The organism is Thermasporomyces composti, from assembly GCF_003386795.1.
Taxonomy (GTDB): Bacteria; Actinomycetota; Actinomycetes; order Propionibacteriales; family Actinopolymorphaceae; genus Thermasporomyces; species Thermasporomyces composti.
The window spans coordinates 570,689-586,753 of the sequence record NZ_QTUC01000001.1; the positions used below are offsets into that span (position 1 = coordinate 570,689).

Genomic DNA, 16,065 nt, shown 5'->3' on the forward strand with positions numbered 1-16,065 from the left:
TGCCCGTCCTGGTCGCCCACACCCGCGGCGATGTCCGCCGCGACATGGGCTCATCCTTGGGCGGTCAGGATTCGCGTACCCACGTGGTGAGGGTGAACCTCACCAACGCGTGGTGGTCATCGTCGAAGGTGATCCTCGTGATCGTCGCCTTCGCCACCCGACCCTGTGGTGTCACGGCACACAACGAGGCGCCCACCTCGAAACCGGCTACCTCTGGGTCAGCCCTCTCATCGATGCGCAGCGCGCCTCCGATGGAGGCCCCTGACGCCGCCGCGGCGCACCGCTCCGGCGTGACCTGAGCCCCGGCTTCGGTTTTGCTCAACAGTCCGACCTTGGCGCCCGCGGCCACGCTCAAGGTCGCGTCCCACCCACAGGCCGTGTAGTACATGTCGATGGCGTCGCGCTCGTCGGCGGACAGGTCATCCTGGTCGTCGTCGGGCACCAGGCGGGTGATGGGCGGTCCATTTCCAGAGGGGTCGCCATCGAAATCGACGGCGATGGAGTCCCCGCATCCAGTCCCTGGGCTATAGATGGCCAGTGGCACGTTCTCGTGCTCCACGCGGTAGACCGTCGATGCGGGTCCGGGCTCCTCGGTGGGAGGTGTGCTGGGTCCTGGTGTCACGATGGGCTCCGCCGACCTCGAGGGCGAAGATGACGGTGTCGTTGTAGGCGAACGACTCTCCTCGCTTGGTGCCCGCGTGCCCTCGGACACCTGAGTCGTGGTCTCACTCTCGCCTCGTCGTGATTCGGGTGCACTGTCGAACCACAGCTGCGCGAGCAAGACGCATACGGACACGACCGAGGACAACGACGCGATCGCAGCCACCCACTCCGTAGTGGGGTGCCGGTTACGCCGTGCCCACCACCACGCCCCGCCACACGCAGCCAGGGCGACGAGGAGGCCCACCAGGACCGCGAGACGTCCGCCGCTCATGATCACGGATCGTAACAGGATGTGATCACGGCGCGTAGGTGCACGAGCATCATGAGCCTTCAGGCGCCAGATGTCACCACGCCCACAAGAGTGCCCGTCACCACGTTTAGCGACTTCGGCGAGGAAAGGTTAGGAGGAGGCGCGGACCCATGTGGTGAGGGTGAACTCGACAGCTGGGAACCCGCTCTCGTAGCTGATGTGCGTGATCGTCGCCTTCGCCACGCGGCCCTGTGGTGTCCGAGCGCATAGCGAAGCACCTACCTCGAAGCCAGCGTCGCGCGCGTCAGCGCTGTTGTCGATGCGAAGCTCGCCTCCGATGGAGGCGCCCGACGCCGCCGCGGCGCACTGCTCCGCGGTGACCTCCTCTGCGGCCTCACCCTTGCGCAACAACCCGACCGAGGAGCCCGGCGACACGCTCAAGACCGCGGTCACGCAGGTCTCGTAGTACATGTCGATGGCTTCGCGCTCGCTGCTCGTCAACGCGTCCCAGTCGACTACCCGTCGCGTGATCGGCGGACCGTCCCCGAACGGATCACCGTCGAAGTCGACAACCGTGTAGGCACTCTCACACGTGCCCGGGGAACGGATGGCCAGCGGCACATCCTTGTGCTCAAGCCGGTAGGTCGGCGTCGAGCGGACTTCCGAGGGCAACGACGCCGACGGCGCAGGCGTCGTGATGGGCTCCGCCGTCGTGGTCGGCGACGTCCTCTTCTCATCCGGTGCTCGGGACCTGCTCTCCGCTGTCTGACTCGTGGCGGGGTCGTCGCTTGGTCGTGGCTCCGGGCCCTCCTCGAACCACAACTGCGCGATCACGACACCCACGGACACCACCGAAGCGAGTCCGGTGAGCGTAGCCAACCATTCCGTCTGGGAGTCCTCGTTGTGTTTCGCCCACCACCGCGCCACGACACAGGCGACCAGAGAAATAACGAAAGCCACCAACAGCACGAGGCGTCCGCCGCTCATGACCAGCGGATCGTAGCAAAAGATGATCATGGAGCGCCGGAGGGTGACCGTGGTGTTCCTAGGCTCGATGACGTCGATTCACGACGTCATCGAGGTCGCGTCCGATCGAGCCACGTCGGGCACGTCACGAGGCGCGGATCAGGTAGTGAGGTCGAACTCTACGAGCGCGTTCCCGAGATTGTCGTAGGTGATGTTGGTGATAGTCGCCTTCGCTACCCGACCTTCCGGGGTTACGGCGCACAGGGACGCGCCGACCTCGAAGCCAGCCCTTCTGCGTGAGCGCCCTTATTGATGTGCAGCTCGCCCCCGATGGAGGCGGCCGACGCCGCGGCAGCGCACTGCTCCGGCGTGACCTCCGCTCCGTCCTCGGTCTTGCGCACCAGGCCGACCGAGGCACCCGGCCTGACGCTGAGAGTCGCGTAGATGCCACAGGTCTCGTAGTACATGTCGATGGCTTCGCGCTCACTGGGCGACAGGTCGCTCATGTCGGCGACGCGTTGAGTGATCGGCGTTCCATTCATAAACGGGTCGCCGTCGAAATCCACCGCGAGGTGGTCACATCCGCCCGGAGGACGGATAGCCAATGGCACGTCTTTGTGCTCCAAACGAAAATCGGATGACGAAAGCTCGGGCTCTGCTGCTGGGGATGTGGTGGGTTCTGCTGTAGTGGCAAGCTCTACTGACGCGCTGGGCGAGGACGCCGGTGTCGTAGTAGGCGACGGACTTTTTTTCATCTGCCGCCCGGGATCGAGACCCCATGCGAGTCGTGACGTGCTCATCTGATGGCGTTCCTCGTTCCTCACGTACAGCTTCACCGATAGCGAGGAATAGGCTCGCAATCGCAGTGAAGGTGGTCACTCCGAACACCCACGCGGCTTTCGTCTTCTCACTGTGGCGCGCCACAAGGACGCCAATAACGAAGACTACAACTGCGATACCAGGAACGCCCACTCATGATCGCGAATCGTAGCAGAACGCGATCATGGTGCGTCGAAAATGAAACTATGCTTCGAGGTGCCGAAGAAGCCCGCCCGCACACGCGTTCGGGCACTTCAGGACTGGGTGGCCTCTGTCGTTGTGACGGGCTCCGCTGGCCTGGTGAGCGGAGGCTTCGGCGTCCTCACGGGTGGAAGACCTCCCTCGTCTGGCGCTCGGAATTGGCCACCTGACGCTTGGGTTGTGGTACCGCATCGCGGGACCCTGGCGGTTCGTCAAAGAATGGCTGCACGTGACAGCCGGACGCGACCGTGAAGAACGCCGCCAGGATCCCGGCCCCCATGCCAGGAGTTCCTTCCCACCGCGGCGAGCCCGATATCACAGCCCGAGGGAGGCGAGCGCGGTGGCTACGAGACTCACCAAGACCGCAAGACGTCCGCCGCTCACGGTCGGCGGACCGCAACAAAGATGATCACGGGTTGGCGGCTCGTGGCTTCGTGTCGCCCGCGAGGTTGAGACCCGGCCGACAGGCCTGCCACCACGACCAGAGTCGCCGCGCCGGACGCCGGTCAGGTCTCGACGGCCTCAGATCTCCACGACGACCGGGATGATCATGGGGCGCCGGCGGTAGGAGTCGCTGACCCACTTCCCGACCGTCCGGCGGATCAGCTGCTGGAGCTGGTAGGTGTCGTCGATCCCGTCCCGACCAGCGCGGTCCAACGCCTCCTGGATGAGTGGGCGGACGGGGTCGAAGACCGAGTCGTCCTCGGCGAAGCCACGCGCCTTGATCTCCGGTCCGCCGGTGACCTTCCCGGTGACCGAGTCGACGACGACGATGACCGAGATGAAGCCCTCCTCGCCGAGGATGCGGCGATCCTTGAGCGAGCTCTCGGTGATGTCGCCAACCGTCGAGCCGTCCACGAAGACGTACCCGCAGTCGACCTTGCCGGCGATGCGCGCCACACCGTCGACGAGGTCCACGACCACGCCGTCCTCGGCCAGCACGATCCGCTCGCGCGGCACGCCGGTGGCCGCCGCGAGATCGGCGTTGGCCCGCATGTGCCGGATCTCGCCGTGGACGGGCAGGACGTTGCGAGGCTTGACGATGTTGTAGGCGTACAGCAGCTCGCCCGCCGACGCGTGGCCGGAGACGTGGACGAGCGCGTTGCCCTTGTGGATGACGTTCGCGCCCCAGCGGGTCAGGCCGTTGATCACCCGGAAGACGGCGTTCTCGTTGCCCGGGATGAGCGAGGACGCCAGCACCACCGTGTCGCCAGGCTCGACCCGGATCTGTGGGTGGTCGCGTCCGGCGATCCGGGACAGCGCCGACAGCGGCTCACCCTGCGAGCCGGTGGAGATCAGCACGATCTCGTGGGGCTCGTAGTTGTCGAGCTCCTTGACGTCGACGACCAGACCCGGCGGCACGCGCAGGAAGCCGAGCTCCGTGGCCACGGACATGTTGCGCACCATGGAGCGGCCGACGTACGCGACCTTGCGCCCGTGCTTGGCCGCGGCGTCCAGCACCTGCTGGACCCGGTGGACGTGGGACGCGAAGCAGGCGACGATGATGCGGCGCTCAGCGCGCGTGAAGATCCCGTCGATGACCGGCGTGATGTCGCGCTCGGACGTGGTGAAGCCCGGCATCTCCGCGTTCGTCGAGTCGACGAGGAAGAGGTCCACGCCCTCCTCCCCCAGCCGGGCGAACGCGCGCAGGTCGGTCAGCCGGCCGTCCAGCGGCAGCTGGTCCATCTTGAAGTCGCCGGTGTGGAGGACCAGACCAGCGGCCGTGCGGATGGCCACCGCCAGGGCGTCGGGGATCGAGTGGTTGACCGCGACGAACTCGAGGTCGAACGGTCCGAACGCCACCCGCTGGCGATCCCGCACGACGTGCCGTGGGACGTCGTGCAGCCGATGCTCCCGGAGCTTGGCGTCGACCAGGGCGAGGGTGAGCTGCGAGCCGACCAGAGGGATGTCGGGCCGCTCCCGGAGCAGGTAGGGGACGGCGCCGATGTGGTCCTCGTGACCGTGGGTGAGGACGAGCGCCTCCACGTCGTCGAGCCGGTCCCGGATCGGCTCGAAGTCGGGCAGGATCAGGTCCACGCCCGGGTGGTGGTCCTCAGGGAAGAGCACACCGCAGTCCACGATGAGCAGTCGGCCCTCGTGCTCGAAGACGGTCATGTTCCGACCGATCTCTCCGAGGCCACCCAGCGGGATGACGCGGAGCGCCCCGGGCGCGAGAGGCGGTGGTGGGCCGAGCTCGGGATGCGGATGACTCATGAGATGAGGCCAACCTCCTGCAGGTCCTTCCTGAGCTGACGCACCTGCTCCTCCGTCGCGGGAACGAGCGGTGGACGTACCGCGCGCGTCGGCAGCACCCCAAGCAGCTCGAGCGCCGCCTTCGCCATGATCGCACCCTGCGTCCTCGTCATGATGGCCTGGTAGGCGGGGATCAGCTTGCGCTCGATCGCGCGAGCGGTCGGCAGATCCCCCTTGTCCACCGCGTCGATCATCGCCGCGTACTCCCGCGCCGCGACGTGTCCGACCACGCTCACGATGCCGACGGCGCCCACCGCGAGCAGCGCGAGGTTCCACTCGTCCGCCCCGCTGTAGTACGCCAGATCGGTGCGCACGAGCACCTCCGTGGCGGCCGCGATGTCGTTCTTGGCGTCCTTGACCGCGACGATCCGCTCGTGCTCGGCGAGCCGGATCAGTGTCTCGGTCGCGATGGGAACGCCGGTACGCCCCGGGATGTCGTAGAGCATGATCGGCACGCCCACGGCGTCGGCGACCGCCCGGAAGTGGGCGAGGAGCCCGGCTTGGGGTGGCTTGTTGTAGTACGGCGTCACCACGAGCAGGCCGTGCGCGCCGGCCTTCTCCGCCTGGCGCGACAGCTCGATGGCGTGCCGGGTGTCGTTGGTCCCCGTGCCGGCGAGCACGGTCGCCCGGTCGCCGACGGCCTCGAGGACCGCGCGGAGGAGCTTCTCCTTCTCCGCGTCGCTCGTCGTGGGCGACTCGCCGGTCGTCCCACTCACCACGAGGCCGTCGCAGCCGGCGTCGACGAGGTAGGTGGCGAGCCGCTGCGCCGCGGCCAGATCAAGGTCACCAGCCGGAGTGAACGGCGTGACCATCGCGACCACGTTGCGCCCGAACGGCGCTGACGTACCGCTGACCGAGGTTGAGCTGGAGGCCATGACATCTCACGCTACCGTTCCGGGCGGCTCCGAACACGGCGGCCGGGCAAGCCGAGACGTGCCATTCGGGCCAGGGCGGAATCGGCCGAAAGGTTGTCAGCGAAGCGACCGGTGGACCGCAGATTCATCGCTCTGAGCGACGCCCGCGAGTGCTCGCCCAGGTCGAGCGTGTCGCCACGACCGCGGCACGCGAGTAGGATCCCGCCCATGGCATCCGCGCGTGCCCGACTCGGCGCTCAGCCGGGTCTCGCCGTCACGACGACGCCGCACGCCGCTTCCGGCGGTGCGGCGGCTGTCACGTGACCACGTTCTGACGGCCGCGCGGACGGCCCCGGGAGCGATCCCGGGGCCGCTGGGGTCGCTCCTGCTCGACAGAACCCGACGACGAAGGAGCACCCCATGAGTCTTCGATCCCCGTCCCCCGCGGTCGGCGACCTCACCCGTCTCGGTCGCCGACAGTCGTCCGGTCGCCCGTCCGACCAGCGGTCACCCGATCATCGGCGGCTCGGTCGAGAGCTCGGGATCTTCACCGGAGACGAGCTGATCGGCGCGGGTTTTCCGCTCTGGCTGCCGGACGGCGCCACCGTCATCGCCGAGCTCGAGCGGTTCGTCATCGAGCTCGAGCGGCGATCCGGGTACCGCCACGTCCGGACCCCACCGGTGGGGCGGCGGGAGCTGTACGAGCGATCGGGCCACTGGGCCCACTTCGCGGCCGACATGTTCCCTCCGATCCCCGTCGGCGGCGGTCGTGGGCTGAGTCCAGGAAGCGGCGCGGACGACAGGACCGGGGAGAACGACCGTGGCGCCGGCGACGACACCTCACTGTCAGGGAAGGATCACGGGCGCGACGGAGCCCGGGAGGATCTGGTCCTGCGGCCCGTGCTCTGCCCGCACCACGCCCTCGTCTACCGATCTCGCCTGCGCAGCCACCGCGACCTGCCGCTCCGCGTGGGCGAGTGCGGCCAGATGTTCCGCATGGAGCGCTCCGGGGTGGTCACCGGGCTCAGCCGGGTCCGTTGCATCAACCTCAACGACGGGCACATCTTCTGCGCGCCGGAGCAGGCGGTCGACGAGGTGGCGCGGGTCCTCGCCCTGATCGACGAGGCGTACGACGTCCTCGGGATCGAGGCCGCGTATCTGCGGCTGTCGCTGCGCGGCCCGGACGAGGATGGGATGTCCTTCGCCCCTGGGGACGCCATGTGGCAGGCGGCGGAGGGGATCCTGCGGCAGACCCTGGACCGGCATGGTCTCCCCTTCCAGGAGGCACCCGGCGAGGCGGCCTTCTACGGGCCCAAGATCGACGTCCAGGTGTACGACGTCCAGGGGCGGGAGTTCACCCTGTCCACCGTCCAGGTCGACCTGTACCAGCCGCAGCGGTTCGAGCTCGAGTTCGTCGCGCCGGACGGCAGCCGGAGCCGGCCGGTCATGGTGCACCGCAGCGTGCTGGCGTCCATGGAGCGCATGGTGGCGTTCCTGCTGGAGCGCTACGCCGGCGCGCTCCCGCCGTGGTTGGCTCCGCTCCAGGTGCTCGTGCTGCCCGTCAGCGCGGACGAGCTCGAGTGGGCGTGCGCGGTGGCGCGGATGGCGGAGGCCGCCGGCCTCCGCGTCGACGTCGACGACCGGGAGGAGAGCCTGGCCGCCCGCATCCGGGACGCGCACGTGGCGAAGGTGCCGTACGTCGCGGTCGTGGGTCCGACCGAGGTGGCGTCCGGCGCGGTCGCTCCCCGCCTCCGCGGTGGCCGGAACGCGGGCGTCCTCCCCGCCGACCGCTTCGTCGCCGCCGTCCGCGCGGTCGTGGCCACCCGCCGTTCCGACGTCACCCTCGACGTGTGACCTCCGGCCTCGGCGGCGCGTCACCCGTCGCCGGAGTGATCAGGGTGCGACACGACCGTTGCGCTCGAAGGCCGCGTGGGTGAGTGGCATCAGCCGCGCCCACGCGGCCTCCATCTTCTCGGCCACCATCTCGATCTCGCGCTGCGGGTACGACGGGAACCGTGCATCGTCCCGGCGCGTGCGCAGCGACAGGATGTTCATCAGCGAGCGAGCGTTGACCGTCACGTACGCCGACGAGTAGATGGTGAGCGGCAGCACGATGCGCGCCACCTCGCGCGCGATCCCGGCGTCGAGCATGCGGCGGTAGGCGGCGTACGCCTCCGTGCACAACCGCCGGGTCTCCTCTTCGACCAGCTTGTGCTGGTCCGGCGTGCCGTCCACGAACTGGTACTTGCCGGGCTTGCCCTCCTGGACCAGCTTCCGGTCACGGCCGGGGACGTAGAAGACGGGTCGAAGCTCGCGGTAACGTCCGGACTCCTCGTTGTAGGAGGCGATCCGGTGGCGCATGAGCTCACGGAAGACGAAGATCGGCGCCTGCACGTAGAAGGTCATCGAGTTGTGCTCGAAGGGTGACCCGTGCCGGTCGCGCATGAGGAAGTTGATCAGGCCCTTCGACCGCTCTGGATCGGCGTCGACGTCTTCGAGGGACTGCTCGCCTTTGGTCGAGACGCGCGCCGCGAACAGCACGTCGGCGTCCCGCGCCGAGGCGCGGACGAGCTCGACCGTCACGTCGCTGCGGAACTCGACCTGGGGCTCGTCGCTGCCCTGGCCACCGCCGGCCTGGCGACCTGCGAGGTCCCCATCATTGGTCGCCGAACCAGACGCAGGTGCCCTCTCCTCACCCATCTGTCACCCTTCTCGTCGCGTACGCGCTCGTGCTGTCGAGGGCCAGCCGACGGACGGTCGTCGACCCCGCCTCTCGCGCCAGCCTAGACCCGAGGTCGGACAGCCTTTCCGACGACGCCGGCGCCGGGATGGGAGGTGATCCGGGCCGCCAGCGGACGGCCGCGGGCTGGCCACGGTCCGCATCCGGACGCCCACCGTCCGATCCGCCCGGTCGGCGATGGTCGCCTCCTATCCTGAGCGACCCAAGGTCGGCCTCGTGAGGGACGGCTCGCCAAGGGGCCCGTCTCGTGAGGCCCTGCGCCGTGGGACGCGACTCGACGAGGAGGTCGGCATGACCGTGCGCCGCGACGTCGTCGTTCACCGGGGCTGGGAGGTCGTCCGCCTGTGCACGCCCGACCTCTCTGTCGACGTCGTGCCCGGCAAGGGCGGTGACATCACCTCGGTCCGGTGGCGACCCGACGACGTGGAGCTGATGTGGCAATCGCCGTGGGGCCTGCGGCACCGGGGCGCGCCGTTCATCCCGGGTGACAGCGAGGCCACCCTCATGGACTGGTACCCAGGCGGATGGCAGACGGTCTTCCCCAACGCCGGTCCCGCCGTCGAGGAGCACGGCGTCACGTGGGGCATGCACGGCGAGGCGTGGCTCGCGCCGTACGACTGGGAGCCCACGGCCGACGACGAGGTGCTCTTGCGTACCCGGCTTGTGCGCAGCCCGTTCGAGATCGAACGCCGGATCCGGGTGCGAGACGCCGCCCTCACGGTCACCGAGACCGTCCGCAACGTCGGTGGGACGCCGGTCGAGGTGGCCTGGGGACACCACATCGCCTTCGGTCAGCCCTTCCTCGATGGCGACTGCCGCCTCGAGGTGCCGACGCCGAACCCACCGACGTTCGTCGTGGACGACGAACGGGACCGTCCGGCGTCGGATCTGCCGCCGGGAGCCACGTTCCCGTGGCCGAAGGCTCGGGACCGCTCCGGCGTGGACGTCGACCTTCGGGTGGTGCCGGGTCCGGACCGGCCAGTCGACCGACTGGGCTACCTGGTCGGCCTCACCGCAGGTCGGGTGGAGCTCACCAACCAGCGTCGCCGGCTCCGGGCTCGGCTCGACTGGGACGTCACGGTGATGCCGTACACCTGGCTGTGGTACGAGATGCACGCCACGGAGACCTTCCCGTGGTACCGGGCGGTGTACGTGCTCGGGATCGAGCCGCACTCCAGCTACCCCGGTCAGGGCTTGCACGCGATCCGCGAGAAGACCGGGACGCAGCTGCGGTTCGAGCCAGGCGAGGAGCGAACCGCGACGACCACGCTGACGGTCACCCGGGTCTGACCGCGGGCCGAACGCCCTCGCCGAAGGCTCACTCGTCACCAGACGTCCGTCACACGAGGCTGCGTGCGCGCGACCTGATGACCTGACAAACGGTGCCTCCAGACCGGTCCAGGACATCCGTGATCATCGTCGGCGAATAAGTCCTACAACTCCAGTAGGGTGCGCCCAGCGACGGGCAGGCCGTCCACGCCGTCCCCGCCACCGCCGGCTCGAGACCGGCCTGGTGGGAGTGGACGGACGGGAGCCCGTCGGTCACGTCTGCGCGGAAGGGGCGTCGAGGTGGTACGTCGGCTGCGAGCGCTGTGGATGGCCATTCTCCTCGGGCTGGTTGTCGTCGTCTCTCCACCACCGGTGGCGGCGTCCTCCGACCTCCCGCCGGGCTCGGAGGACGACCTGGCCCGCCTCTACTACCGCCTGCTGCTGGAGAACACCCGCTTCCAGGAGAGCACCTGGAACGAGGACGAAGGCTCGTACGGCGTCGAGAACTGGGACGTCGTCGGCACCCTGGGCAACGCCGTCCTGCTCAAGTTCGGCACCTACGACGAGACGATCGCCGGGGTCGACAAGGAGACCTTGCGCGACCACACCGTCCGCAGCATCGCCAAGGCCGTCGCCAGGAACCGCTTCGTGGATCCGGAGCAGGGCACGTGGGGAGCGCGCGTCTACTGGGACGCCACGATGGAGGCCTACCTCGCGGATGCCGCGCACCTGATGTGGGACGAGCTCGACGCGACGACGCGGGAGAACGTCCTGACGATGATCCGTGGCGAGGCCACCTACCTCGCCGACGTCGGCGCCGACCCCACCGACCCCAGTCGCGAGGGCGGCACCACCAACGGGCTCGCCGGTGGCTACCTGCGCGACACCAAGATGGAGGAGATGGGCGCCCGCACGATGATGCTGTCGGCGGCCGACGCCTATCTCCCCGGTGATCCGGACGCGCCCAGGTGGCGAGAGTGGCTGGATCGCTGGACGCTCAACATGGCCGGCCTGCCGGTCGCGGACCAGGTGAACCCCACGCCGATCTCCGGCACGCCGGTCTCGGAGTGGAACACTGCGCACAACATCTTCGACACCTACACGTCGGAGAACCACGACACGTGGAACGGGATGTACCAGCAGTCGGCGAGCGCCTATCCCGGCCGCAACATCCCTCGTTACCTGCTCACGGGGCGTCCGATCCCGCCCAGTCAGCTCACTCCCCCGAACAACGACGAGCTCACCGACGTGCTGAACCGCCTCGGCACCCGCGCGGGCGTGCCCGTCGAGCACATGATCGCCGACCGTCAGCACCTCTACGGCCGCAGCCTGCTGCCCCTCACCTACCGGGCGACGGTGACCGGTGACCGCATGGCCGCGCGAGCGGAGCGGATGCTGGCCGAGCACTTGGTCCCCTACGTGGCCGCACCACCCGTCGGGCGCCTGGTCAAGTTCGGGCAAGGCACTCAGTACGAGACGGAGGCGCGGGCGGAGCTCGCCTACGCCTACCTGTTGCATTACTGGCGGCACCGGCTGGCCGGTGACGTGCGGCCGGTGAGCGAGCGCGAGTACTTCCGGTTGGCGTCGGGGGTCAGCGACTTCGGCGAGGTGCCGGGACACGTCGCCCACCAGACCGAGCATGCCCTGGCGATCCCGGTGAGCAAGCCCGGCTACGCCAAGTTCGTCTACCTTCCCAACCACGACGACTGGTTCGTCAACCCGGCGAGCAAGTCACCGTCGTTCCTCCCCTCGGTGGCCACGCCGGACTCGTTCACCGTGCGGACCTACACCAAGACCCGCGACGGTGTGGACGCGACCGCAAGCGTGGTGCGCCGAGGGACGTCGTACGCGGGCTTCACCACGCTCCCGGACGGCTCGGTCGTCTACGCCACCACGGGCACGGGTGAGGACGAGGGCTACCTCCGGCTCTTCAACCTCTCCATCCCCGGCATCCCGGGACTCGACGGCGACCGGACGTTCACGACGGCGTCGGGCCAGGTCACGTTGCCGCGCGACGACCTCGGCAACGGCGGCACACAGACGCTGACGTTCCCCGCCACGACGGTGCGCCACCTGCGGATGGTGGGCGTGCAAGCCCAGTCGCAGTGGGGCTACTCGATGTACGAGTTCGAGGCGTACGGGCCGGACAGCGATGTCAACCTCGCCTTGGCGAAGCCGGCCACAGCGTCGTCGTTCTACGGAGAGGCCAGCACGCCGGACAAGGCGGTGGACGGCGACCCCACCACCCGGTGGGCCAACTCAGCGGACGAGCGGCCGACGATGCGGGCCTGGTGGGCGGTCGACCTGGGCGCCGAGGTCGAGGTCGCCCGGGTCCGGATCCGCTGGCAAGAGGACGCCTGGCCACTCAACTACCGCATCGAAGGCTCGGTCGACGGCGAGACCTGGACCACGCTCGCGACCGTTCCCCGCTGGACCACGCTCGACGGCGACTGGCTCAACGTGGACGGCCGCGCCGGCTTCGTGATCAAGGGATCGACGAATCCGATCGGTGTGGCCCCTGAGGCCGTTGCGCTCTCGCACGGGCCGGCTGCGGGGGCGGCCGGCATGGTGGTGCGTGGCTACCCCGCGCAAACGCCGGACGAGACGGCGAGGCTCGCCCGGCAGCCACAACCGTCTGGCGGGCCGAGCACACTGCGGGCGGCTCTCAACGGCGAGTACCTCTCGCTGTTCAACCTCTCCGACGACCCAATCGACAAGGCTGCCTTGACAGTGCCGCAGGAGGGTGCCACGCGGACGCTCTACCGGGGCGTCCAACGCCTCACGCCCGACGGTCTCACGTACACCGTCTCGCTCCCCGCCGCCTCCGCGGCCGTCGAGCCGCCCCGCTTCACACTGACCAGCTCCCGGCGAGTGTCCGGCCTCACGGTGGAGGTCGCCGACTCGCACACCGTGGTGATCCACCACGAGGGGAGCGAGCGGGCCGTGGTGCGGCTCACCTCGCTCGCCACGGGCGAGCGTCGGACCGTCAGCGTCGCGCCAGGCGAGGTCACCACGGTCGGGTTCGCCAAGGGTGTGCGCACGCCCACCACCGACCTGGCACGCGGCCGGCTCACCTACCCCGGCTCACCGCTGCCAGCGGGGATGACGGACCCAGACCTGGCCGTCGACGGTGACCCCGACACGGCGTGGCGCCCGGGCGGACCTGACCGATCGCTCGTGGTCAACCTGGCCGGACGACACCGCGTGCGAGCGGTCACGCCCGTGTGGACCTCCGGCTCCGTGCCGCCCTACACCGTGGAGACGTCCGTCGACGGGGTGACCTGGCAAGGCTGGACGCCAGGTGCAGAGGCTCACTACCTCGCGATCCGGGTGCCTTCCTGGCGGCCGAGCCACGCCAGCCTCGCCGAACTCCGAGTGACGGGTGAGTGACCTCCAGCGCGAGCCACGCCCGGGGCTGGGGCTGAGCCAGGCCTCGAGCGAGCACCAGTCACGTCTCCGCAGCACGAGGCCCCGCGATCCCACGTGGGCCCTCCGTGTCGGACCCGGCGCTGCCCCCACGCCGGGCACCGCACGCTGGGCACCCTGCGCTGGGCGTGTCCTGGAGCTGGCATGCTGACCACGACGGTGGCTTCCGTCGACAGCGCAACCTACTATCGGTAGACGGTGGTGTCGGCGTAGAGGTGAGCGGGTTCATGACAGCCGGGATCGCGGACACGGCACAAGCGAGACAATCGGACGTCTGCACACTGCTCTGCGCGTTCGCCAACACATTCGACGTCGAGGATGGGTCGGACGCACTAGCAGACCCGGCGGGGCTCACCGCATGGCTGAGCACGTACGGCCTCCTCGACCAGCCAGCGACGGCCGGCCCCGCCGACGTCCAGCTCGCGCGCCGCCTGCGCGACGGGGTCCGGCAGGCGATGGCCCAGCACCACGATGGCGACGTCGAGACCGCGATCCCCGATCTCGACGAGGCGGCCCGCGCGCTTCCCCTCAGGACGACCTTCGACGGCACGCGACCCCGCCTCGTTCCAAGCATCACGGGCGTCCGGGCAGGACTAGCCCGAGTCCTCGTCGCCATCATCGAGGCCCAGACCGCCGGCGCATGGATTCGGCTCAAGCTGTGCGGCGCCGACGACTGCGCATGGGCGTACTACGACACGTCCAAGAACCGCTCTCGGCTCTGGTGCTCCATGGAGGTCTGCGGCAACCGCCAGAAGACCCGCGCCTACCGGGCGCGGCGACGGGCGAGCCAGCGGAACTCCGACGGGCAGCCGGCTGCCGATGGCGAAGCTGCGAGGATGGGGCGATGAGCAAACAGACGGCCGACGTCCGCGTGCGTGTCGCGTGGCCGGCCGACACACCCGCCGTCGCACGGGTCCAAGTTCGCGCGTGGCGCCAGGTCTATGCCTCGGTCCTGCCTCGCGAGGTGCTGGACGCCCTGGACGAGGAGGCGATCGCGCAGCAGTGGCGGCTCTCCCTGCTCCGGCCGCCCGACGCCCGCCACCGGCTGCTCGTGGCCTTCGAGGGCGACCAGCTCGTCGGCTACGCGGCCACCGGCCCGGCCGACGATCCCGACGCCGACCCGATCGCCGACGGCGCGATCAACGCTCTCCACGTCGATCCGGACTACACCGGTCGCGGGCACGGCTCCCGACTGTTGCAGGCCTGCGCGGACACCCTCGTGGCCGATGGGTTCCGCCGTGCCGTGACGTGGCTGGTGAGCACGGACGACGTCCTGCGGCGGTTCCTCAGCGAGGCCGGCTGGGCGCCCGACGGCGCGTTCCGGGAGCTGGACCTCTACGGCGATGGGGCGGTTCGGGTCAAGCAGGTCCGTCTGCACTGCGCGCTGCCCGAGCCGGATCCCGAAGGCGACCCCCAGGGCGACACCACCGACTCGTAATTGTCGGTGTCGTCCGTCAGAATGCCCCGCATGACCGACCTCGACACCCAGACCGTGCCCACCGACGCCCGACGAGCCGTCATCCGTGACGCGGCCGCCATCGGCGTCGCCACCGGTGCGTACGGCGTCTCCTACGGCGCGATCGGCATAGCCGCCGGGCTGTCGGTGGCGCAGACCTGCGCGCTGTCGCTGCTGGCCTTCACCGGTGCCTCCCAGTTCGCCTTCGTCGGCGTGGTCGGGGGCGGCGGCGCCCTGGTCTCCGCCGTCGCCACCGCGCTCCTGCTCGGCACGCGCAACGCCTTCTACGGCCTGCGCCTGACCAGCCTGCTCGATCCGCGCGGGCTCCGCCGGCTCCTCACGGCGCACGTGGTGATCGACGAGACCACCGCGATGGCCGTGGGCCGTCGCACACCCGAGCTCGCCCGTCTGGGCTTCTGGGCGACCGCGATCATCCTGTTCTCGCTGTGGAACCTTGGAACCCTCATCGGCGCGCTCGCTGGAAGCGCGCTCGGCGACCCCCGCGTGTACGGCTTCGACGCCGCCGCACCAGCCGCCTTCCTCGCACTCCTGCGTCCGCAGCTGGCTAGTCGGCGTGCGGGGGCCGTCGCGATCGCGGCCGCGCTCATCGCCATCGCTCTCGTGCCGCTCGTTCCGGTCGGCGTCCCTGTCCTGCTCGCCGGCGCCGCCGCCGTCGTCGCGGGGCTGTGGCGGGCGACCAACGCCACGGTGGAGGAGAACCGATGACGCTGTGGACCGCCGTCCTCCTGGCCGCCGCCGGGTGCTACCTGCTCAAGCTCGCTGGGCTGTCCGTGCCACAGCAAGTCCTGGAGCGGCCCGCGGTGCGGCGAACCGCCGCCTTGCTGCCGGTGGCGCTGCTGGCCGCTCTCGTGGTCGTCCAGACCTTCAGCAGCGGGCAGCGGCTGGTCCTCGACGCTCGCGCGGTGGGACTCGGTGTTGCGCTGGCGGCGGTGCTGCTCCGCGCGCCCTTCATCGTCGTCGTTGCGGCAGCCACGGTCGCGACCGCGCTCACCCGACTGATCCTGTGAGAGCGCTCGTCTCTCCACCGTCGACTCGACGACCTCGACCAGCGCGGAGAGCTCGGCCAAGGTCGGACGGCTGTCTCAGCGCCTGAGACCCTCCACGCCGTCCGCCAGCACACCTCCCATGCGCGGCCTAGCGTCGAAGC

The 16,065-nt window shown here is 69.6% G+C and carries 13 protein-coding genes; 7 read left to right on the top strand and 6 right to left on the bottom strand.

All coding sequences use genetic code 11. The annotated features are described in order from the left end of the window. Window positions 1-64: 64 nt before the first annotated feature. From DFJ64_RS02470 to dapA, 5 genes are all read right to left on the bottom strand, one after another. Complete coding sequence (locus DFJ64_RS02470; RefSeq protein ID WP_115848964.1) at window positions 65-442, bottom strand: hypothetical protein; 378 nt, start codon at window positions 440-442, stop codon at window positions 65-67. Between the two features lie 621 nt (window positions 443-1,063). Further along, entirely contained in the window at window positions 1,064-1,900 is an 837-nt protein-coding gene (locus tag DFJ64_RS02475; protein WP_147304566.1) for a hypothetical protein, read from the bottom strand. A 230-nt stretch (window positions 1,901-2,130) separates the two neighbouring features. Then, window positions 2,131-2,505, bottom strand: a complete 375-nt coding sequence (locus tag DFJ64_RS02480; RefSeq protein ID WP_147304567.1) for a hypothetical protein — start codon at window positions 2,503-2,505, stop codon at window positions 2,131-2,133. Between the two features lie 916 nt (window positions 2,506-3,421). After that, window positions 3,422-5,113 carry a ribonuclease J gene (locus tag DFJ64_RS02485; RefSeq protein WP_115848967.1) on the bottom strand — a complete coding sequence of 564 codons (1,692 nt, stop codon included), beginning with the start codon at window positions 5,111-5,113 and terminating at the stop codon, window positions 3,422-3,424. Then, window positions 5,110-6,027 (bottom strand): 4-hydroxy-tetrahydrodipicolinate synthase, encoded by a 918-nt coding sequence (gene dapA, locus DFJ64_RS02490; protein WP_115848968.1) that lies wholly within the window; start codon window positions 6,025-6,027, stop codon window positions 5,110-5,112. The genes DFJ64_RS02485 and dapA overlap by 4 nt, the downstream gene beginning before the upstream one ends. Before the next feature lie 399 nt (window positions 6,028-6,426). Between dapA and DFJ64_RS02495 the strand changes: the two genes are divergently transcribed. After that, the gene (locus tag DFJ64_RS02495) at window positions 6,427-7,860 is read left to right on the top strand and encodes an aminoacyl--tRNA ligase-related protein (RefSeq protein ID WP_115848969.1); all 1,434 of its coding nucleotides are present in this window, start codon (window positions 6,427-6,429) and stop codon (window positions 7,858-7,860) included. 39 nt (window positions 7,861-7,899) lie between these two features. Here DFJ64_RS02495 and thyX read toward each other — a convergent pair whose 3' ends face one another. Then, window positions 7,900-8,706, bottom strand: coding sequence for an FAD-dependent thymidylate synthase (thyX, locus tag DFJ64_RS02500; RefSeq protein ID WP_115848970.1), 807 nt, complete (start codon window positions 8,704-8,706; stop codon window positions 7,900-7,902). Window positions 8,707-9,037: 331 nt separating this feature from the next. Here thyX and DFJ64_RS02505 point away from each other — a divergent pair, with 331 nt between their 5' ends. The 6 genes from DFJ64_RS02505 to DFJ64_RS02530 all read left to right on the top strand — a co-directional run bounded on the left by DFJ64_RS02505 (window position 9,038) and on the right by DFJ64_RS02530 (window position 15,925). Continuing rightward, the gene (locus tag DFJ64_RS02505) at window positions 9,038-10,036 is read left to right on the top strand and encodes an aldose 1-epimerase (RefSeq protein ID WP_170152470.1); all 999 of its coding nucleotides are present in this window, start codon (window positions 9,038-9,040) and stop codon (window positions 10,034-10,036) included. A gap of 279 nt (window positions 10,037-10,315) precedes the next feature. Then, window positions 10,316-13,405 (top strand): discoidin domain-containing protein, encoded by a 3,090-nt coding sequence (locus DFJ64_RS02510; RefSeq protein ID WP_115848972.1) that lies wholly within the window; start codon window positions 10,316-10,318, stop codon window positions 13,403-13,405. 263 nt (window positions 13,406-13,668) lie between these two features. Then, the gene (locus tag DFJ64_RS02515) at window positions 13,669-14,289 is read left to right on the top strand and encodes a CGNR zinc finger domain-containing protein (protein WP_115851768.1); all 621 of its coding nucleotides are present in this window, start codon (window positions 13,669-13,671) and stop codon (window positions 14,287-14,289) included. Beyond that, window positions 14,286-14,879 (top strand): GNAT family N-acetyltransferase, encoded by a 594-nt coding sequence (locus tag DFJ64_RS02520; RefSeq protein WP_115848973.1) that lies wholly within the window; start codon window positions 14,286-14,288, stop codon window positions 14,877-14,879. The genes DFJ64_RS02515 and DFJ64_RS02520 overlap by 4 nt, the downstream gene beginning before the upstream one ends. A 30-nt stretch (window positions 14,880-14,909) precedes the next feature. Further along, window positions 14,910-15,623 (top strand): AzlC family ABC transporter permease, encoded by a 714-nt coding sequence (locus DFJ64_RS02525; protein WP_170152471.1) that lies wholly within the window; start codon window positions 14,910-14,912, stop codon window positions 15,621-15,623. Further along, window positions 15,620-15,925, top strand: a complete 306-nt coding sequence (locus DFJ64_RS02530) for an AzlD domain-containing protein (RefSeq protein WP_115848975.1) — start codon at window positions 15,620-15,622, stop codon at window positions 15,923-15,925. The genes DFJ64_RS02525 and DFJ64_RS02530 overlap by 4 nt, the downstream gene beginning before the upstream one ends. Window positions 15,926-16,065 lie beyond the last annotated feature (140 nt).

Excerpts from the sequence above, each read along its gene's own strand:
- DFJ64_RS02520 (WP_115848973.1), top strand. The coding sequence starts at position 14,286 with ATGAGCAAACAGACGGCCGACGTCCGCGTGCGTGTCGCGTGGCCGGCC.
- thyX (WP_115848970.1), bottom strand. The coding sequence starts at position 8,706 with ATGGGTGAGGAGAGGGCACCTGCGTCTGGTTCGGCGACCAATGATGGG.
- DFJ64_RS02530 (WP_115848975.1), top strand. The coding sequence starts at position 15,620 with ATGACGCTGTGGACCGCCGTCCTCCTGGCCGCCGCCGGGTGCTACCTG.
- DFJ64_RS02515 (WP_115851768.1), top strand. The coding sequence starts at position 13,669 with ATGACAGCCGGGATCGCGGACACGGCACAAGCGAGACAATCGGACGTC.
- DFJ64_RS02495 (WP_115848969.1), top strand. The coding sequence starts at position 6,427 with ATGAGTCTTCGATCCCCGTCCCCCGCGGTCGGCGACCTCACCCGTCTC.
- DFJ64_RS02485 (WP_115848967.1), bottom strand. The coding sequence starts at position 5,113 with ATGAGTCATCCGCATCCCGAGCTCGGCCCACCACCGCCTCTCGCGCCC.
- DFJ64_RS02505 (WP_170152470.1), top strand. The coding sequence starts at position 9,038 with ATGACCGTGCGCCGCGACGTCGTCGTTCACCGGGGCTGGGAGGTCGTC.
- DFJ64_RS02475 (WP_147304566.1), bottom strand. The coding sequence starts at position 1,900 with ATGAGCGGCGGACGCCTCGTGCTGTTGGTGGCTTTCGTTATTTCTCTG.
- dapA (WP_115848968.1), bottom strand. The coding sequence starts at position 6,027 with ATGGCCTCCAGCTCAACCTCGGTCAGCGGTACGTCAGCGCCGTTCGGG.
- DFJ64_RS02525 (WP_170152471.1), top strand. The coding sequence starts at position 14,910 with ATGACCGACCTCGACACCCAGACCGTGCCCACCGACGCCCGACGAGCC.